At 66.5% G+C, this 19,067-nt stretch carries 17 protein-coding genes; 7 read left to right on the forward strand and 10 right to left on the reverse strand.

Translation table 11 applies throughout. The features are described 5' to 3' along the window. Window positions 1-7: 7 nt before the first annotated feature. The 3 genes from ACM9HJ_RS25195 to ACM9HJ_RS25205 all read right to left on the reverse strand — a co-directional run bounded on the left by ACM9HJ_RS25195 (window position 8) and on the right by ACM9HJ_RS25205 (window position 3,952). Complete coding sequence (locus ACM9HJ_RS25195; RefSeq protein ID WP_416574544.1) at window positions 8-1,549, reverse strand: AMP-binding protein; 1,542 nt, start codon at window positions 1,547-1,549, stop codon at window positions 8-10. 101 nt (window positions 1,550-1,650) lie between these two features. After that, window positions 1,651-2,463 carry a p-hydroxycinnamoyl CoA hydratase/lyase gene (locus tag ACM9HJ_RS25200; protein WP_416574545.1) on the reverse strand — a complete coding sequence of 271 codons (813 nt, stop codon included), beginning with the start codon at window positions 2,461-2,463 and terminating at the stop codon, window positions 1,651-1,653. A gap of 28 nt (window positions 2,464-2,491) precedes the next feature. Beyond that, entirely contained in the window at window positions 2,492-3,952 is a 1,461-nt protein-coding gene (locus ACM9HJ_RS25205) for an aldehyde dehydrogenase (protein ID WP_416574546.1), read from the reverse strand. Between the two features lie 297 nt (window positions 3,953-4,249). On the opposite strand from ACM9HJ_RS25205, the gene ACM9HJ_RS25210 reads away from it, so the two are divergent. Next, complete coding sequence (locus ACM9HJ_RS25210) at window positions 4,250-5,449, forward strand: MFS transporter (protein WP_416574547.1); 1,200 nt, start codon at window positions 4,250-4,252, stop codon at window positions 5,447-5,449. A 93-nt stretch (window positions 5,450-5,542) separates the two neighbouring features. Here the strand turns inward: ACM9HJ_RS25210 and ACM9HJ_RS25215 are convergent, their stop codons facing one another. The 3 genes from ACM9HJ_RS25215 to ACM9HJ_RS25225 are packed head-to-tail and all read right to left on the reverse strand — an operon-like array spanning window position 5,543 to window position 6,631. Beyond that, a complete protein-coding gene (locus tag ACM9HJ_RS25215; protein ID WP_416574548.1) occupies window positions 5,543-5,977 on the reverse strand; it encodes an ATP-binding protein in 435 nt (144 codons plus the stop codon). Between the two features lie 13 nt (window positions 5,978-5,990). Next, the gene (locus ACM9HJ_RS25220) at window positions 5,991-6,326 is read right to left on the reverse strand and encodes an STAS domain-containing protein (protein ID WP_416574549.1); all 336 of its coding nucleotides are present in this window, start codon (window positions 6,324-6,326) and stop codon (window positions 5,991-5,993) included. Beyond that, the gene (locus ACM9HJ_RS25225; RefSeq protein WP_416574550.1) at window positions 6,323-6,631 is read right to left on the reverse strand and encodes a PP2C family protein-serine/threonine phosphatase; all 309 of its coding nucleotides are present in this window, start codon (window positions 6,629-6,631) and stop codon (window positions 6,323-6,325) included. The genes ACM9HJ_RS25220 and ACM9HJ_RS25225 overlap by 4 nt, the downstream gene beginning before the upstream one ends. Window positions 6,632-6,727: 96 nt before the next feature. Here ACM9HJ_RS25225 and ACM9HJ_RS25230 point away from each other — a divergent pair, with 96 nt between their 5' ends. Genes ACM9HJ_RS25230 through ACM9HJ_RS25240 form a run of 3 tightly spaced genes read left to right on the forward strand, consistent with a single transcriptional unit; the run spans window position 6,728 to window position 10,397 of the window. Further along, a complete protein-coding gene (locus tag ACM9HJ_RS25230) occupies window positions 6,728-7,972 on the forward strand; it encodes a hypothetical protein (protein WP_416574551.1) in 1,245 nt (414 codons plus the stop codon). Beyond that, window positions 7,906-8,766 carry a hypothetical protein gene (locus tag ACM9HJ_RS25235; RefSeq protein WP_416574552.1) on the forward strand — a complete coding sequence of 287 codons (861 nt, stop codon included), beginning with the start codon at window positions 7,906-7,908 and terminating at the stop codon, window positions 8,764-8,766. The genes ACM9HJ_RS25230 and ACM9HJ_RS25235 overlap by 67 nt, the downstream gene beginning before the upstream one ends. Beyond that, window positions 8,751-10,397, forward strand: a complete 1,647-nt coding sequence (locus ACM9HJ_RS25240; RefSeq protein WP_416574553.1) for a beta strand repeat-containing protein — start codon at window positions 8,751-8,753, stop codon at window positions 10,395-10,397. Before ACM9HJ_RS25235 ends, ACM9HJ_RS25240 begins: the two co-directional genes overlap by 16 nt. Here the strand turns inward: ACM9HJ_RS25240 and ACM9HJ_RS25245 are convergent. Further along, a complete protein-coding gene (locus tag ACM9HJ_RS25245; RefSeq protein WP_416574554.1) occupies window positions 10,394-11,053 on the reverse strand; it encodes a hypothetical protein in 660 nt (219 codons plus the stop codon). The genes ACM9HJ_RS25240 and ACM9HJ_RS25245 overlap by 4 nt on opposite strands. Window positions 11,054-11,115: 62 nt before the next feature. Here ACM9HJ_RS25245 and ACM9HJ_RS25250 point away from each other — a divergent pair, with 62 nt between their 5' ends. From ACM9HJ_RS25250 to ACM9HJ_RS25260, 3 genes are read left to right on the forward strand one after another with little or no spacing between them, the layout of a single operon-like run. Beyond that, complete coding sequence (locus ACM9HJ_RS25250; RefSeq protein ID WP_416574555.1) at window positions 11,116-11,820, forward strand: hypothetical protein; 705 nt, start codon at window positions 11,116-11,118, stop codon at window positions 11,818-11,820. A gap of 2 nt (window positions 11,821-11,822) precedes the next feature. Beyond that, window positions 11,823-12,680, forward strand: coding sequence for a response regulator (locus ACM9HJ_RS25255; protein ID WP_416574556.1), 858 nt, complete (start codon window positions 11,823-11,825; stop codon window positions 12,678-12,680). 24 nt (window positions 12,681-12,704) lie between these two features. Then, window positions 12,705-12,995: a hypothetical protein gene (locus ACM9HJ_RS25260; RefSeq protein WP_416574557.1), complete on the forward strand. Its 291-nt coding sequence runs from the start codon at window positions 12,705-12,707 to the stop codon at window positions 12,993-12,995. 828 nt (window positions 12,996-13,823) lie between these two features. Here ACM9HJ_RS25260 and ACM9HJ_RS25265 read toward each other — a convergent pair. From ACM9HJ_RS25265 to ACM9HJ_RS25275, 3 genes are read right to left on the reverse strand one after another with little or no spacing between them, the layout of a single operon-like run. Further along, complete coding sequence (locus ACM9HJ_RS25265; RefSeq protein WP_416574558.1) at window positions 13,824-15,158, reverse strand: HlyD family type I secretion periplasmic adaptor subunit; 1,335 nt, start codon at window positions 15,156-15,158, stop codon at window positions 13,824-13,826. Beyond that, a complete protein-coding gene (locus ACM9HJ_RS25270) occupies window positions 15,158-17,356 on the reverse strand; it encodes a peptidase domain-containing ABC transporter (protein WP_416574559.1) in 2,199 nt (732 codons plus the stop codon). The genes ACM9HJ_RS25265 and ACM9HJ_RS25270 overlap by 1 nt, the downstream gene beginning before the upstream one ends. Beyond that, the gene (locus ACM9HJ_RS25275) at window positions 17,353-18,825 is read right to left on the reverse strand and encodes a peptidase domain-containing ABC transporter (RefSeq protein ID WP_416574560.1); all 1,473 of its coding nucleotides are present in this window, start codon (window positions 18,823-18,825) and stop codon (window positions 17,353-17,355) included. Before ACM9HJ_RS25275 ends, ACM9HJ_RS25270 begins: the two co-directional genes overlap by 4 nt. Between the last annotated feature and the right edge of the window lie 242 nt (window positions 18,826-19,067).

Raw genomic sequence — 19,067 nt, forward strand, 5'->3', positions numbered from 1 at the left:
CGTTATGTCATCCGGATTTCGAGGGGTTCGTATCACCCAATGCCTGTTGGCGCAGCAGATGTTTCTGCACCTTGCCCGAACCGGTGCGTGGCAGGCTGTCGGTGATGACCACACGCTGCGGGCGCTTATACCGGGCGCAGCGCCCGTCCAGATGCGCCATGACCTCTTCGGCGGTCACCCCATGGCCGGCGCGCGGCACGATATAGGCCCAGCCGACCTCGCCCCAGCGCTCGTCCGGCATGCCGATCACGGCCACTTCCGCCACGCTGTCCAGTTCCAGCACGGCGGCCTCCACCTCCGCCGGATAGACATTCTCCCCGCCGGAAATGAACATGTCCTTCTTGCGGTCGACCAGATAATAGAACCCGTCCGCATCGCGCCGCGCGGCATCGCCGGTGCGCAGCCAACCGCCCTGATCGGCCAGGGTCGGCAATTCCGGGCGGTTCCAGTATCCGGGCGACAGGTTGGGGCCGCTGATCCAGATTTCCCCCACCTGTCCGTCGGGCACGTCGTTGCCGTCATCATCGACCAGGCGCAGGCGTAGGGTGGGACCGGGGATGCCGGCCGAACCCGGCTTGGCCAGGATGCGGGCGCGGTCGGCGATGGGCATGCCCAGCACGGTGCCTGCCTCGCTCATCCCATACCCATCAGCGATAGTGATGCCGTCATCGCTGTAGCGCTGGACCAGCGCGGCGGGCATGGGTGCGCCGCCGGTACACAGGGCCACCAGCCGGCGCAGGCGGGCAGGATCGTAATCCGGGTGCTGGCGCAGGGTCTGGGCCATCTGCGGCACACACATGTAATGGGTGACGCCCAGGCCGGGGTCCGACAGGCGGGCCAGCGTCACCGATGGATCGAACCCGCGCGACAGCAGCAGCGTGGCGCCCTGCGTAAACGTCGTGCGCACCATGGTGACCAGCCCGACGATATGGAACAGCGGCATGTCGCATAACAGCACGCTGTCGGCATTCACCCGGTTCATCAGGCTGAAATTGACCGTCGTGGCGAACAGGTTGCCCTCGGTCAGCAACGCCCCCTTGGGCCGGCCCGACGTGCCGGAGGTGTAGAGCAGGGTGGAGGGGCCGTCGGCGGGTTGGGGTGTGGCCGGAGCCGGTTCCATCCCGCTCCACGCCGCCTCTGCCGTGGCCAGTTCCAGCACGCTCGTGCCCGTTCCATCCACCGCCTGCCGGGCGGTGTCCAGGAACTCCGCATCGGTCAGCAGCAGGGCGGGGGCGGCATCGGCCACCTGGAAGGCCAGTTCCGCCACCGTCAGGCGCCAGTTCAGCGGCGCATAGATCGCTCCCGTCCGCGCCACCGCCAGATGCAGCACCGGCATGGCGGCATCATTGCGGCCCAGCATGGCGATGCGCTGGCCCACCGGATCTCCCAGCCGCACCGCCAGCCAGGCGGCGCACCGGTTCACCGCCGCATCCAGGGTGGCATAGGTGACCTGCCGGCCGCCGGCCAGATCGACCATGGCGATCTTGTCCGGCTGCGCCGCTGCCTGGAAGGCAAGCGGGTCGGGCGCGGGGAGGGAGGGAATGGTCATGGCTTTCCTCTTCGGGCGAGGAGAGATCATCATACATCCAACCATCTCGTCATCCCGGCGAAAGCCGGGATGACGAGATGGGGCAGGGGGAAGGAACGAAATTAACCCCGCTTATACGCACCCAAACCGGGCTTGTAGCTCTTCTCGTCGATGAACTGGCGGATACCTTCCTTGCGGCCGTCATTGTCGAAGGAATTGGCCGCTTCCTGCGCGCGGACCAGGAAGTCCTCGGCATTGTCATAGGTCATTTCCTTGACCCGGCGCACGGCGTCCTTTGTGGCCTTCAGGGCCACGGGGTTCTTGGCCAGCAGGACCTTGGCGATCTCCGTCACCCGGTCCTTGAGCTGGGCCAGGGGCACCGCCTCGTTCACCAGGCGCCATTCGGCGGCCTTCGTGCCGTCGATGGCCTCACCGGTCAGGGCGTGGTACATGGCGTCGCGCATGGGGATCAGGTCGACCACCACCTTGGTGGCCCCACCGCCCGGCAGGATGCCCCAGTTGATTTCCGACAGGCCGAACTTGGCCTCTTCCGCCGCGATGGCCAGATCGCAGGAATAGAGCGGGCCATAGCCGCCGCCGAAGCACCAGCCATTGACCATGGCGATGGTCGGCTTCTGGTACCAGCGCAGGCGGCGCCACCAGCCATAGCTTTCCCGCTGTGCCTGACGCGTGGCGCCCAGGCCCTTTTCCTCCGTCTCGCGGAAATATTCCTTCAGGTCCATGCCGGCGGACCAGGCCGTGCCCTCGCCCGACAGGACCAGCACGCCGACATCGTCACGGTATTCCAGTTCGTCCAGAACCTCCATCATGCGGCGGTTCAGGGTCGGGCTCATGCAATTGCGCTTTTCCGGGCGGTTGAAACGGACCCAGGCGATGCCATCGGCGACATCGAATGCAACGGTATCGGTCGTCATGCTTTTGTTCCTGAAAGGAGAAATGGGATCAGATCGGGAAATGGCCCGGCAGGGTTTCCAGCGTGATCCAGCGCAGTTCGGTGAAGGCGTCGATGCCGGCCTTGCCGCCGAAGCGGCCATAGCCGCTGTCCTTGACACCGCCGAAGGGCATCTGCGCCTCGTCATGCACGGTGGCGCCGTTGACATGGCAGATGCCGGACTGGATGCGCCGGGCCAGACGCAGGCCGCGCGCCGCGTCGCGGGTGAAGATCGCGGCCGACAGGCCGTATTCGGTGTCGTTGGCGGTGCGGATGGCCGCATCCTCGCCCTCCACCCGGACGATGGTGGTGACGGGGCCGAAGCTTTCCTCGCCATAGATGCGCATTTCCGGCGTCACATGGTCCAGAATGGTGGCCGACATCAGCGTTCCGGTGGTGACGGTGGGCTGGTACAGCTTCGCCCCCTTGGACACGGCATCATCGATCAGCGCCTGGATGCTGGTCACCGCATGCGGATCGACGACGGAGCCCAGCGGCGTCTTGCCCTCGCGCGGGTCGCCGGCCACCAGGGTGGCGGCCTTGGTGGCGAATTTCGCCACGAACGCGTCGGCGACCTTGCTATCGACCACGATGCGTTCGGTCGACATGCAGATCTGGCCGGAATTGAAGAAGGCACCGAAGGCGGCGGCCTTCACCGCTTCGTCCAGATCAGCATCGTCCAGCACGACGAACGGCGCCTTGCCGCCCAGTTCCAGCAGCACGGGCTTCAGATTGCGGCCCGCCCGTTCAGCGATGATGCGGCCGACGCGGGTGGAGCCGGTGAAATTGATGCGGCGCACGGCGGGATGGTCGATCAGGGCGCCGACAATGGCGCCGGCATCTTCCGGCGCGTTGGTCAGGACATTGACCACCCCGGCCGGGAAGCCGGCATCGGCCAGTGCCGCGCCGATCAGGGCATGGGTGCGTGGGCACAGTTCCGACGCCTTCAGGATCACGGCATTGCCGCAGGCCAGTGCCGTGGCAACGGCGCGCACGCCCAGGATGACCGGCGCGTTCCAGGGCGCGATGCCCAGGATCACGCCCACCGGCTGGCGCACGGCCATGGCGATGCAGCCGGGCTTGTCCGACGGAATGACCTCCCCATTGATCTGGGTGGTCAGCGACGCCGCCTCGCGCAGCATGGAGGCGGCAAGGGTGACGTTGAACCCTGCCCAGCCGGCCGTGGCCCCGGTTTCCTGCGCCATCGCCGCCACGAAGTCGGGCATGCGGGCGGCAAGGGCGTCGGCGGCCTTCAGCAGCAGGGCGCGGCGTGCATTGGGGCCCGTCTCCGACCAGGCGGGGAAGGCGGCTGCGGCGGCTTCGGCGGCGGCCTGGGCGTCGGCGACGCTGGCGGCGGCGGCCGTGCTGGCCACGCCGCCGGTCAGCGGGTTGCGGCGGGTGAAACTGCGCCCGTCGGCAGCCGGGCGGGTCGTGCCGCCGATCAGCAGGGCGGCATCAAGATGGGTGCTCATGCGCAATTCCTCCCGGATGGGGCCGTTCCGGCCGCTATTAGTTATGAGATATAACATATTTGCCGGCACCGCAAGGGGCGATCTATGGCGCATGCATGATCTTTCCAGCGTGATGACCTGCGGGTTGGGCCTGTATCAAAAGCTGAAAAGCAGACGGCGACCAGGCTGGCCGGATTTTAACCGCCAATTCCAACCCTTGTCCAATTTAATGATTATGCTTGATAACAAGAATCTGTATGATGCCGGCCGAGATCATGCAAGCCCCCGTGACGAGGGGCATGAAACGGGAGGTTACCCATGGGCGCATCCGCCCAGGCCGTGCCGCGCGGCCGCGTTACCCTGTTGCTCTGCTTCTTCATCGCGCTGCTGGAAGGGTTCGACATCCAGGCCATCGGCGTCGCCGCCCCCTATCTGATCCCGCAGCTGGGCCTGTCACCCGGTCAGGCGGGGTTGGTGTTCGGGGCCGGCATGGCGGGCTTGGTCTGTGGTGCCGTCACCGGCGGCTGGCTGGCCGACCGGATGGGCCGCAAGGGGCTGCTGATGGTCTGCGTGGCCATTTTCGGCCTGTTCACGCTGGCCACGCTGGTGGCTGCCGGTCCCGTCTCCCTGGGGGCATACCGGTTCCTGGCCGGGGCTGGCATGGGGGCCGCCATGCCCAGCCTGGTGGCCGTGGCATTGGAGATCGCCCCGCCGGAACGGCGTACCCGCACCATCACCCTGATGTTCTCCGGCATGCCGGCGGGTGGGGCGCTGGCCGCCTTGTTCGCGGCGGGATTCCTGGAGGATTACGGCTGGCATTCGATCTTCCTGGTGGGCGGCGTGCTGCCCATCCTGCTGCTGCCGGCCATGTTCTGGCTGATGCCCGACATCCGTTCCGCTGTGAATGCGGGCGGGGCGCGGCCGGGTGCGGTGCAGGCCCTTTTCGGGGAAGGACGGCTGCTGGTGACGCTGCTGGCCTGGTTCACCTTCGGCATGACGCTGCTGGTGCTGTATCTGATGCTGAACTGGCTGCCGTCGCTGGTGGCGGCCAAGGGGCTGGGCGGGGTCGGTGGGGCTGGTGCCGCCTTCGCCTTCAATGCCGGCAGCGTCGTCGGCGCCTGGGGCATCGGTACCCTGGTCGACCGGCTGGGCCCCCGCATCCCCATCATGGCGGCCTACCCCTGTCTGGCGCTGGCCATGTTCGGGCTGGCGGGGGCGGAAAGCCTGGTGCCGGTGCTGGTGCTGGCCGGTCTGGCCGGGTTCTTCCTGCTGGGCGCGCAATATTCGCTCTATGGCGTGATCCCGCTTTATTATCCAGGTGCGGTGCGCGGGCTGGCCACCGGTGCCGCCATCGCCGTGGGGCGCGTGGGGTCCATCGCCGGGCCGCTGGTGGCGGGCCATCTGCTGGGCCAGGGTTGGGGACCGGCCGGGGTGGCCATGGCCATGGTGCCCGTGGTTCTGGCCGCCGGCCTGTCGGCGGGGATCATGACGGTGCGGGGACGCTATCTGGACAATTGAACAATTATCCAGCGTAACGAATATGGGCCCGCTTCAGCCTTGTTGCGGGCCTTTTTCGCATCTGGCGATCATTGTTACGTGACATGACGTTTTTCAGGCGCGAACCATGTCCAGGTCATAGACGGCGGTGACATTGTTATGCCCGCCCATATGCTGGAAAACGACGCGCTTGAAGCATTTCTTGATGATGCCCAGCCCGCGGCCGGAGGTGGCGTCCAACGACGCCTCCTCCGATAGATTGTCGTAGCGTTCCTGCAACCCGTCGGGGATGGCTTCCCCGGTATCGATAATCCGCAAGGTCACTTGCGAGCCCTTCAGTTCGCAGGTCACATCCAATATGCCGGGCGGCGTCTGCCCGAACCCGTGTTCAATGATGTTATTGACGATTTCCACGATGCCGATTTCCAGGAGGATGAATTCATCCTCCCGCAGGTGTGTGGATGTGATACTGCGCAGCCAACTGGTCAGCCGGCCCACTTGGTCAAGATGGGCCGGCAAAGAGAAACTGAAAGCAGGCTCGTCGGACATGGCCAGAGGCCCTTCAGCCAAGGTTTGGTATCGCACTATCTACGTCTGGATGGATGGCGAAGACCTTGTCCATGCGGGTCAGCGAGAACATGGTCTGCACCGATTTCTGCAGGCCGCAGATGGAAGGCCGCTGTTTCAGCCCCAGCGCCTTGATGATGGAGATCAGGGCCCCCAGGCCGGAGCTGTCGATGAACACGACCGGGGATATGTCGATGACGATGCCATCGGCACCGGATGGCACCATTTCCAGGAACTGCTGCCTGAAGCGCACCGCCACGGCCGCGTCGATGCGGGGCACGGAAACGGTGACCACCGGGACAGAGCCAGCATGTCGGAGTTCGATCATCATTTCCCTCGATGTCTCGTCACAACTTCAAAGGCCAGCACGCTCACATCATCCTCGAAGCGCCGCCCCCCCTGCCATGTGGTCAGGGTCTCATAAAGAATGGGTTCCAGGGTGTTCAACGGCCAGTCCCGCGCCTGATCAAACAGGGCGTGCAGCCGTTCCTCCCCGTACTGGACGCCTTCGGGATTGGTACATTCCGTCATGCCGTCGGAATAGAGGATGACCCGCGATCCGGGGGTCAGCGGCACCGTGACGGCGGAATATTCCTCATGCGCCATCAGGCCGACGGGAAAGCCGCCATCGCCCACCGGCCCGGCACCGGCGGCGGCTCCACGGGCAGCGAGACGGGGCCATCCGCGCCATGGTTGACTGTTTATTCGGCTGCAGGTCTTGAGGACCAGGCCGTGTCGCTGTCGATTGCCGTCGGGTCCGGCGGAAGCGTCTCTGGCGAGACCCTGTCGGTTACCATCGCGGGCATCCCTGCCGGAGCCAGCCTGTCGGCCGGCACCATCAACCTCTCCGTCACGGCAACGGCCAGCGTCGGCGGCAACAGCGTCAGCAACAGCGGCAACCTGGCGGTCACCGTGGCGCCGATCGCCGATGCCCCCACCTTGACCCTGGCACCTGCGACGGGGCTTGAAGACCAGCCGGTGGCATTGTCCATCGCCGCATCCCTCACCACCCCGGCTTCGGGCGAAGTGCTGTCGGTCACCGTCTCCGGCGTCCCCGTCGGCGCCAACCTGTCCGCCGGCACCAACAACGGCAATGGCACCTGGACCCTGACCAGTGCCCAGCTGTCGGGCCTTACCCTGACACCGCCCAGCGATTACAGCGGCACCATCAACCTCTCCGTCACGGTGACGGCCAGTGTTGCCGACACCTCCGTCGCCACCAGCGGCAGCCTTGCCGTCACCGTGGCGCCGGTCGCCGATGCCCCCGTCCTGACCCTGGCCCCCGCGACGGGTGCCGAGGATCAGGCCATCGCCCTTTCCATCGCCGCAGGCCTGCACAGCCCCGCCGCCGGGGAAATCCTATCGGTCACCGTCTCCGGCGTCCCCGCCGGCGCCAGCCTGTCGGCCGGTACCAACAATCATGACGGCACCTGGACCCTCACCGGGGCGCAGCTGTCGGGGCTGAAGCTGACACCGCCCGCCGATTACAGCGGCATCATCGACCTCACCGTCACCGCAACCGCCTCTGTCGCAGGCACCTCGGTCAGCACGTCGGGCCATCTGGCTGTCACCGTGGCACCCGTCGCCGACCTGCCCACCCTTGTGGTCCTGCCGGCGATCGGTCTTGAGGATCAGCCCATCGGCCTTTCCGTCGCCGCCAACCTTGTGGGGGCGGCTGTTGGCGAAGTGCTGTCGGTTACCGTCAGCGGGGTGCCCGTTGGGGCCAGCCTGTCGGCCGGCACCAACAACCATGATGGCAGCTGGACCCTGACCAGCGCCCAGCTGTCGGGCCTGAAACTGACCCCGCCCGCCGATTTCAGCGGCAGCCTGAACCTGACCGTCACGGCCACGGCCGGGGTGGACAGCACCTTCGCACGGTTAGCGGCAACCTGTCGGTCACGGTCGCCCCCGTGGCGGATGCACCGGCCCTGGCCGTGCTGCCGGCCTCGGGTCTGGAGGATCAGCCCATCGCCCTGAACATCATGGGCCAGCTGCGCGATCTGGACGGGTCGGAGACCCTGACCTACACCGTGTCGGGCCTGCCGGTCGGTGCCACCCTGTCGGCGGGCACACTGGTCCCCGGCGTGGGCTATGTGTTGACGGCCGGCCAGCTGTCGGGCCTGACGGTGACGCCGCCGGCCAATTACAGCGGCAGTTTCAACCTGACCGTCACCGCGTCCGCCACCGAAGGCATGGGTGGATCGACGGCCACCACCGCATTGTCCCTGCCGGTCAGCGTGACCGGTGTCGCCGATACGCCGGTGCTGGTGACGACCCCGGCGCTGGGTGTAGCCAACGCCGCCATTCCGCTGGTGGTGGCGCCGGTGCTGACCGATCTGGACGGGTCGGAGCGGCTGTCGGTGACCATCACCGGCGTGCCGGCCGGTGCCGTGCTGAACCATGGCGCCATCGCCGCCGTCGCGGCGGATGGCAGCACCACCTGGTCGCTGTCATCCAGTGATCTGACGGGCCTGACCATCACGCCGGCCCATAATTACAGCGGCACCCTGAACCTGGGCGTGCAGGCCATCGCCACGGAAACCTTGAGCGGCAGCCAGGCCAGCGCCAGCGGGACCCTGGCTGTCACCGTGACCCCGGCACTGGGCCTGCCCAATCTGGGCCAGGCCAACCTGTCGGTCAGCCTGGGCACCCAGGTGGGTGTCGAGGGGCAGCCCGTGTCGCTGAACCTGCTGTCCGGCCTGTCCACGGTGGCCCTGACCGGAGAAGTGAACACGGTGCTGGTTACGGCCTGCCCGTGGGCGCCACGCTGAACCACGGCACGGTGCAGGCCAACGGGTCCTATCTGTTGTCCCTGGCCGACCTGACCGGGCTGAAGCTGACGCCGCCCGCCAATTACAGCCAGGATTTCAACCTCTCCGTCTCCTTCGGTGTCGGTGCAGGCAGCAACGCGCTGACCGTCAACGGTACGCTGGCCGTGGACATGACGCCCGTGGCCAACCTGCCGACGCTGGCCGTGTCGGCCGCGGCTGGCGTCTACCACGCCGCCATCCCCTTGGTCATTTCCGGCGCGCATCTGTCGGCCGGCGTCAATAATGGCGACGGGTCCTGGACGGTTCTGCCCAGCCAGTTGGCCGGGTTGACCATCACGCCGGCGCTGAACTTCAACGGCACCCTGCCCATCACCGTGACGGCGCAGTCGAGCACCGCCGACGGTTCCACCAATTCCATCTCGCAGACGTTGAACGTCACGGTGGCGGCACAGATCGGCCAGGTGCTGACCGGCCTGCTGCTGCCGGCCATCAATGGTTTGGAGGATACCTCCATCACCATCGGCACCAGCCTGGTCAGCCTGAACCTGCTGGGTGCTGTGTCCGTCACCATAGGCGGCGTGCCGGCGGGGGCCACCCTGTCGGCCGGCACCAAGAATGGCGACGGCACCTGGACCGTGGGCCAGAGCCTGCTGTCCACGCTGAAGATCACGCCGCCGACCAAAGACAGCAGCGATTTCCAGCTTGGCATCTCCGTCAAGATCCTGGGCATCACCACCCAGATCGGCCTGCTGAATGTCAATGTGGAGGGTGTGGCCGACCTGCCCACCGTCACCTTCTCCGCCCCCGCCGGGGTGGAGGATCAGGCCATCGCCCTGACGCTGGGCGGTGCCCTGGGCGATCTGGACGGGTCGGAAGCCCTGTCCTTCGTGGTCAAGGGCCTGCCGGCCGGGGCCACCCTGTCTGCCGGGCGCTACAATGCCGGCACGGGTACCTGGACGGTGACCGCGGCGGAGACCGTGGGCCTGAAGCTGAACCCGCCCGCCAATTTCAGCGGCACGATCAATTTCCAGGTCGGCAGCGTCGCGTCGGAGTTCGAGGGCAATTACAACACCAAGCTCCAGAACGTCTCCGTTACCGTCGCACCCGTCACCGACACGCCCATCCTGACGCTCGCCAAGGCCAGCGGCAACGAGGGCACGGCCATCGCGCTGAATGTCGGCGTCGTCCTGGGTGATACGGACGGGTCGGAAAGCATCACCGGTGTGCAGATCACCGGCGTGCCCACCGGTGCCGTGCTGAACCATGGCACCAACCTGGGTGGTGGTGTCTGGTCGCTGACCTCTGGCGATCTGTCGGGCCTGACCATCACGCCGCCGGCCACTTATTCCGGCAACCTGACACTGGGTGTGGCCGCCACGGCCAAGGACGGTACGGCCACCGCCGTGACGGCCAGCGGCAACCTGACGGTCGCCGTGGCCGCCGTGGCCAACACCCCCACCCTGACGGTAGGCCCACCGACCCTGTCGGTGGCGCAGGGGGCAACGGTGGCGCTGAACCTGAATTCCGCCCTGGTCGATACCGACGGGTCGGAGACGCTGACGGTGACCATCGGCAATTTGCCGGCGGGCGCCATCCTGTCGGCCGGCACCAACAATGGCAACGGCACCTAGTCGGTCACCGCCGCGCAGCTGTCCGGCCTGACCCTGAAGCTGCCGGAAGGGGTGGCCACCGGCAACCTGAACCTGTCGGTCACGGCGCGGGCAGAGGAGGCCAGCACCGGCTCCATCGCCCAGGCCAGCTCTTCCGTGACATTGCAAGTGCAGCCGGCGGCGGCGGCCATCCATCTGGCCGCCCTGGACGTCACCACGCGGGAGGATATGGCGGTGCCGCTGGATCTGCGCATCGCCACCGATGCCCTGGGCGTGGGCGGGGTCCTGTCCGTCACCGTGGCGGGCGTGCCGACGGGGGCCACCCTGTCGGCCGGCACCAACAACGGCAATGGCAGCTGGACCCTGACGGCCGCCCAGCTGACGGGCCTGAAACTGACGCCACCGGCCAACAGCGACGTGGATTTCGACCTCAGCGTCACCGCCAGGGTCACCAGCGTCGCCGGCATCAACAGTTCCGTCAGCGCCCAGGTGCATGTCAATGTCCTGCCGGTGGCGGATACGCCCAGCCTGCAGGTCGCGGCGGCGGTGGGCGTGTCGGGCCATGGCATCCCGCTGAACATCCAGTCGGCACTGACCGATCTGGACGGGTCGGAAAGCCTGCACATCACCATCGCCGGCGTGCCGGCCGGTGCCCTGCTGTCGGCCGGTACCGACAATCATAATGGTTCCTGGAGCCTGACGGCGGCTGAGTTGACCAACCTGAAACTGCTGGCCCCCGATGGCAGCAGCGGTGACGGTCAACCTGACCGTCACCGCCAATACGGTGGAAGCGGCGGACGGCAGCCACGCCAGCACCTCGGCCAATCTGTCCGTGGCCCTCAGCGCCGATACCGGTGCCCTGTCGGGCGAAATGCTGGTGGCGACGGGCATGGATCTGTCGCTGCTGGGCGGACAGACGGTGACCAAGGCCATCATCGCCCTGGATCCGCTGGACTTCCACCAGGGCGACGATTTGTCCTTCGCCGGCCTGCATCTGGAAACCACGGTGGATGGCAAGGTGATGATCGCCAGCACCAATATCGAACTGCTGGGCGGCGGCTTCGACAATGGCACCCACACGCTGGTCCTGTCGGGCAATGCCGATGCCTCGGTCTATCAATCGGTGCTGCGCAGCCTCAGCCTGGATCCCGGCGGCGATGGCGGGGTGCGCAATATCAGCATCGACCTTTACGACCAGGCCGGTGTGTCGCTGCCGGCCGGCCATCAGAACCTGCATTATGATGTCGATAATGGCGGCCATGCCCTGTCCACCATGATGTCGGCGCCGATGCCGGACATGGGTGGTGCGGATACGGGCGGGCTTGATGGTGGCCTGATGTCGGATGGGCTACACACGGCCGATCCATTCGGGCATGATGGTGGAAGTTCCACCAGTGATCCGTCTAACGATCCACTGCACCCGCTGGAACATACTGGTACGTGACCATGGAAAGACAGACCCACGTCCTGGTTGTCGATGACGATGAGTTGATGCGCAAGCTGCTGACGGCCCTGATCCGTCAGCACGATTTCCAGGTCACCCAGGCCGAAGATGGGACCGCCGCCCTGGCGGTCATCCAGAGCGGCAAGGAGGTGGACCTGATCATCAGCGACTGGGAGATGCCGGGCATCACCGGGGTGGAACTGTGCCGCGCCATCCGGCGCATGAAACTGCCCCATTATATCCACTTCATCCTGCTGACTGCCCGCCAGCAGCAGGATGATTTCATGGCCGCCACGGATGCCGGCGCCGATGATTTCCTGCTGAAACCGATCAGCCCGCCGATCCTGAAGGCAAGGCTGGAGGTGGTGAAGCGCATCCTCAGCCTGCATGACCGCCTGCAGCGCAAGAACCGCCTGCTGACCGAAGCCAATGAGCAACTGCGCCTGACCAATGTCAAATTGCAGGAGGATATGGAGGCGGCGGCCCTGGCCCAGCGCTGCCTGCTGCCCGATGCCTACAGGGAGGTGGGGAACCTGCGATTCGCCTCCTGCCTGCTGCCGTCGGCCGTGGTGTCGGGTGACATGTATAATTATCTGGCGCTGCCGGACGGGTCGGTGGCCTTCTACATGGTGGATGTGGCGGGTCACGGTGCCCGTGCCGCCCTGTTGTCGGTGACGCTGAACCATCTGCTGGATGTGTCGGCCTTCCTGCCCAGCCGCACCGATGCCACGCCCCGGCCGGATCTGGTGGTGACGGAACTGAACCGCCGCTTCACCCGCGCCGATATCGAGATGCTGGATTATTTCACGATGATCTGCGGTGTGGTCAGCGCCGATGGCACCAGCATGACCTTCTGCTAGGCCGGCCATCCCAACCCCATCCTGGTGCAGCCGGGCAAAAAGGCCGGTGCCCGTGCCTGTGCCGGTTTCACCGCCCGTGGAGCCACCGCCGGTGCCGGTTCCCGTGCCCGTGCCGGTCTCGCCCCCCGTGGAGCCGCTGCCAGTGCCGGTTCCCGTGCCCGTGCCGGTCTCACCGCCCGTGGAGCCGCCGCCGGTGCCGGTGCCCGTGCCTGTGCCGGTCTCACCGCCCGTGGAGCCGCCGCCAGTGCCGGTTCCCGAACCCGTGCCGGTCTCGCTGCCCGTGGAGCCGCCGCCGGTGCCGGTGCCCGTGCCTGAGCCGGTCTCGCCACCCGTGGAGCCGCCGCCGGTACCTGTTCCCGAACCTGTGCCGGTCTCGCCACCCGTGGAGCCGCCGCCAGTGCCGGTTCCCGAACCTGTGCCGGTCTCGCCACCCGTGGAGCCACCGCCGGTACCGGTTCCCGTTCCCGTGCCGGTCTCGTCACCGGTGCCCGTATCCGTCGACCGGGCTTCGACAGGTGCCGCGCTGCTGGTGCCGGTTGGGTCGGCCGATGCCGGTTCCGCACCTTCAGGGACAGCCGTGGTCTGTGGAGCCGACGGGGTGGCGAAGGGACCTTCAGCCACCGCGACTTCACGGGCGGCCGCTGCGGAGGAGGAACCTGCCGCCGCATCGGCGACCTGCACAGCGCCACCGCCACCGCCTTCCGCGATGACGTCGACCGTCTCCTCCGTGACAACCTGCGTGCCGGGGGCGAAGTTCTGCTGGAACCCGCCGATATTGGTGTTGCCGCCTGTCAAGCTGGCGATGCCGGGCGGGGGCGTCGTGGATGAGGAGATGAAAATGCCCTGGGCGAAGCTTTCCCCGACGCCGCCTTCCTGCTGGCTTCCATTATGCACCGTGGCCAGATATCCCGGGCTCTGCTGCGTCTGGCGCGCGGTCTCGGCGACGGGACGCTCCAGCGCCTTCAGCGGCCGGTCGGGCGTATCGGCGACACTCTCGCGCACGATGGGCTGCGTCGGCACCGGCTTGGACGGAGCAGCGGCGGGGGCGGCGGTCTTGTCGTCGGTGGGCTTGGCCATGGGGGATCTCCAACCAAATGGGAGTATGGGCGTGAAGCTGAAGCGGGGAGGGGATCGGGACGGGGATCAGCGTTCGCGGAACGCGCCGTCGATCGTCGTGTAGACCGGCTTCAGCAGATATTGGATCAGCGACTTCTCGCCGGTGGTGATGTCGGCCTGCACCGTCATGCCGGGGACCAGCACATGGTGCAGGTCCTGGTTGCCGACATGGTTGGAGGCGAGGCGGACGCGCGCCTGGTAATAGGGCTGCTTCTGTTCATCCAGGAATGTGGTCGGCGACACGCTTTCCAGCTTGCCCTCCACCCGGCCGAAGCGGGTGTAATCGAAGGCCTGGATCTTCACCTTCACGGGCTGGCCGACCTTGACGAAGCCGATATCGCGCGGGGAAACGCGCACATCAGCCACCAGTTCGTCATCCACGGGCACCAGCCGGGCAACGATTCCGCCCGGTGCGACAACGCCGCCGACGGTCTTCACCGGCAGTTCCTGGACGATGCCGCGCATGGGGGCGATGGAGACCAGCCGTTCGACCCGGTCCTCCTGCCCGTCCAGCATCTTTTCCAGCTCGCCCAGCTCGGCATTCACCACGCCCAGCTTGTCCAGCGCCTCCTGCTTCAGGCGGCTGTCCAGTTCGGCCAGACGCGAGGCGTTGCCGTTCAGGTTGCTGCGGGTCCCGGCGATCACGCCCTCCAGCCGCTGGCGCTCCGACATGGCGGCGGCACGCTCGCGCTCCGCCTCGATCAGCAGCAGCTTGGAATTCAGGCCCTTTTCCACCAGATCGGCGCGCAGCGCCACCTTGCTTTCGGCAAAGCCCAGATTGGTGTTGACGCTGGCCAACTGCTCCTTGCTGGAGAACAGCATGGAGCGCAGTTCCTGGGCCTGGTCGGCCAGGATCTTGCGCTGGTTGTCGCGTGCCTCCACCTGGCTGGCCAGCAGGCGGATATTCTCCGTCACCAGATCGGGATTCTCGTTGAAGGCGGAGAAATCGGGCTCCCGTCCGTCGGCGAAGGCCGACAGCCGTTCCGCCTGGGCCTTCAGCGCCTGCTGGCGGACCAGCATCTGGTCGCGGCTGGACTGGGTGGCCGCACCCTGGAAACGCAGCAGCGGCCGACCGGCCTCCACCAGCTCACCCTGGCGGACCAGCATCTCGGCGACGATGCCGCCCTCCAGATGCTGCACGGTCTGCACGGCACCGGCGGGCACGATCTCCCCGAAGGAAACGGCAACCTCCTGCACGGGCGTCAGCGATGCCCAGCCGATGAAGGCCACGACGCTGACGCCGGCCAGCAGGATGGCGGCGCGGGTCAGGGGGCCGACGCCGGGATCCTCGACCATCTCGTCCGTGGCGAAGGGGGCGCGGGCGGCAGCGGTGGGCAAGGACAGGATTTGGGCGGTGCGCATCAGATCATCCCCTTCGGAATACGGTCGCGGACCTTGTCGGCGGTACCGAAATAGCGGGTGGTGCCGTTCTCCAGGATCAGCACCTTGTCGGCGATCCCGAGATGGCTGCGGCGATGGGTGGCGAAGAACACGGTAGCCTGCTGGCGCAGCGCCTCGATGGCCGACATGAAGGCGAACTCGCCCTCGAAATCGAAGCCGCTGATCGGCTCGTCCAGCAGCACCAGCGGTGCATTGCGTAGATAGGCACGGGCCAGCGACAGACGGGCCTGCACGGCGGTGGGCAGCGGCTTCTCATGCAGGTCGAAGCGGGTCTCCAGCCCGCCCTTCAGCCGGCGCACGGCGTCCAGGGCGCCGGCACGGTCCAGCGCGTCCATCAGCTCATTGTCGCTGGCCGTGGGGGCGGCCAGGCGCAGATTGTCGGCCAGGGTGCCCTGGAAGAATTGCGGCACCTGGGTGACGAAGGCGATGGAACGGCGCAACTGCACGGGATCGAACTGGCGGATGTCGCGCCCGTCGATGCGCACCGACCCGCCCTGGGCCGTGTAAAGCCCGCTGACCAGCTTCAGCAGCGTCGACTTGCCGCCGCCGCAGCGGCCGACCAGGGCGATCACCTCACGCGGGGCCACCTCGAACGAGATGTTGCCCAGCACCGGCTCGGACTCGCGGCCATAACGGAAGGTGACGCGGCTGAAAGTGACGCGGCCTTCGATCTCTCCACCGCGGTTGGGGCGCGCTGCTTCGGACCGTTCCGGTGCCGTGGCCATCAGCGTCTCGATCTGCTTCATGGAGGAGCGGATCTGGGTGAGGCGGGCGCTGGCGGTGAAGGCGGCCTGCAACGGGCCCAGCATGCGCCAGATCAGCATCATCGACGCGATCAGGCCGCCCGTGGTCAGCGTGCCTTCCATCACGAAATGGATGCCGGTCAACAGTGTGGCCAGCGCCGTCAGCGTGCCCATCATCACCGAAACGGTGGCGACGGTGGCGGCACCCTGGGAATGGCTGAGATTGGCGGTGGCCGCCTCGCGCACGACATTCTCGTACCGCTGGCGCCAGATATCCAGGTCGCCCAGGATGCGGATGGCCTTCATCCGCTCGATGATCTCCAGCGCCAGTTCCTGGCGCCGGGCATTGGCCATGGCGGAGCGGGTGACACGGCGCTGGATGATGGCGTTGGCGATCACCGCCACCAGCGCATAGATGCCGACGGCGACCAGCGGCACCAGACCCAGCCAGCCGCCCATCACGAAGATGGCGGCGATGAACAGGAACATGAAGGGCAGGTCCATGCAGGCCTGGGCCAGCGGCCCGGTCAGCAGGTCGCGCACCCGGTCGATATCGCGCACCCGGGCCAGCTGTGCCGCGATGGACACGCGTTCCGTCATGGAGCTGGGCAGGTTCAGCAGGCGGCCCAGCACGGCATTGCCCACCAGATAGCCCAGCCGCGCGCCGGCATGGCCCATGGTACGGCTGCGCGCGCGGCGCACGGCCAGCTCCATGGCGCCGGCGCCGATGGCACCGATCCCCAGCATGACCAGCAGGTCGGGCTGGTTGGCGGCGATGACCTTGTCATAGACCTGCATCACGAACAGCGGATTGGCCAGCGCCAGGATGTTGGCCAGCAGGGTCAGCAGCATGGAAACCATGACCAGCGGCATGCCTTCGCCCAGGCGGGAGCGCAGCCAGGGCTGCTTGTCGCCGCCCATGGCACCGGTGACCGGTGGTGCCAGCACGATGACGAACCCGGCTTCCAGCCCTTCACGCTGTTCGGTGCGATAGGCGGTGCCGCCTTCCTGCGGGCGGATCACGGTCAGATGATGGTCGCGCGGTTCCACCAGCAGCGGCGCGCCGCCGCCGGCGGCCGGCAGATACATCAGCGGCAGGCGCCGGTCGCGGCGCATCTCGTACAGCCGTTCCAGCGTCTTCAGGCTGAAACGGTCGCCGGCCTGCACCATGGCTGAAAAGCCCAGGCGGCCCAGCACGTCGCGCAGGTCGGTGGCGGCATCCGGTCCGGGCGCCGGCGGCAATGCCTCCAGCACCTGGCGGGGGGTGACGGGCCAGCCCAGATGGCGCAGCAGCACGGCGACGCGCTCATAGCGGGCCAGCATGCTGTTGACGATGGCCGGCGATGCCAGCTTCAGGCCATCATCATGCGCGGGGGAAGGTGACCGGGTATCTCCGGCTTCCAGCGACAAGGTCATGCCTGGAACTCCTGCGTGAGATCGAGTTTGCCGTCGGACAGGCTGTAGATGCGGTCCGCCAGCTTCAGGACGGCCGGGCGGTGGCTGACCAGGATGACCAGGCTTTCCGACCGTACCTCGTTCAACAGGGCGAACAGGCTGCGGTCGCCATCGTCATCGACGGCGGAATTGGCATCATCGAACAGGATGATGCGGGGGCGGTTCATCAGGGCGCGGGCCACCGCGATCCGCTGCGCCAGACCGCGGGGCAGGGGCTCCGTGGCGCCGTCGCCAACATAGGTGGAAAAACCATGCGGCAATGCATGGATCAGGTCCAGAAGACCGACCCGTTCCGCCGCCATCATCGCCGCTTCCTCCAGTTCCGGGCGGAACATGGTGATGTTCTCGGTGATGGTACCGCGGAACAGAATTTCATGCTGCGGCAGCAGGGCGATGGCGTGGCGGAGGCTTTCGGGCTCGTAATCCGTCAATTCCCGCCCGTCCAGCAGCAACCTTCCCTGCGACGGGGTGTAGAAGCCGGCGACGATGGAGAGCAATGTGCTCTTGCCGCTGCCATTGGCACCGACCAGGGCCACGATCTCGCTCCGGCGCACATCAAGGTCGATGCCGTCCAGCAGATCATTTCCATTTTCGAAACCGAAATGTATGCCTTCCAGGGCGAGCTGCGGTTCGGTCGCCGTGGCATCCTGCGTACCGGCACCACGGGCGGCCAGCGGCATCTCATAGATCTGCGACAGCTGCCGGCGGGCGATGGAAGCCGATTGCAGGCGCGACCAGAACTGCATGATGCTCTGCATCGGGGCCAGCGCCCGGCCGACCAGCAGCATGCAGGCCGACAGGCCGCCGACGGACAGCGCGCCGTCCAGGACCATCAGGCTGCCGAACCCGACGGTCAGCAGGCCGGCGATCTGCACCGTGAACTGCCCCAACTCCGCCAAGTGCTGGCCGGACAGTTCGGCCTGCTTGTGTTCGGTCAGCCGATCCTCCTGCAGCCGTTCGTACCGGCGCAGAAGCGGCTGTTCCAGGGCCATGGCCTTCACCGACTGGATGCCCGTCAGCAGGCTGATGATGAAACTGAGGCGCCGGTCCTCCACCTGGGTGATGCGGGTCAGGGCGGTGTGGGCGTGGCGCAGTTCCGGCAGCGCCGTGACGCACAGGAACAGCATGCCGACCACCGGGATCGCCGCCAGCGGTCCGCCGATATAGATGATCAGCCCCAGATAGATGGCGATGAACGGCACGTCGTACAGGCTGATCATGATCTGGCCCGAGGCGAATTCGCGCAGCGTCGAAATGGAACCGAGAAATTCCATGTGCGTGCCAGATGAATGCGCCTGGAAACCGCGCAAGTCCGAATCCATCATGTGCGACACGGCGCGGATGTTCTCGCGCGTTTCGAAACGGGCACCCAGAACGCCAAATATCTGCTGCCGCAGCAGGCGCAGGCCAAAATCCAGCGCCAGCGCCAATATTACACCTTATTGGATTCTATTCTTGATATATTTGCAATAATTTTAAGTAAAAATATAATGGAGGTGGGGAATTTTTGTATGTTATGTGGGGTTTTTTATTACACGTCCAGTGAAGGATCGCATCAAGGTTAATGATCGCGACGCACGGATTCCATCACATGCATGCATCACACACGCGGAGCGGTCTTGGCGGTGCGGGCATGACATCCTGTTGTACATTTAGCGACATGGCCGTCCTT

The organism is Niveispirillum sp. KHB5.9 (assembly GCF_048066115.1).
In the GTDB taxonomy this organism is placed as follows: domain Bacteria; phylum Pseudomonadota; class Alphaproteobacteria; order Azospirillales; family Azospirillaceae; genus Niveispirillum.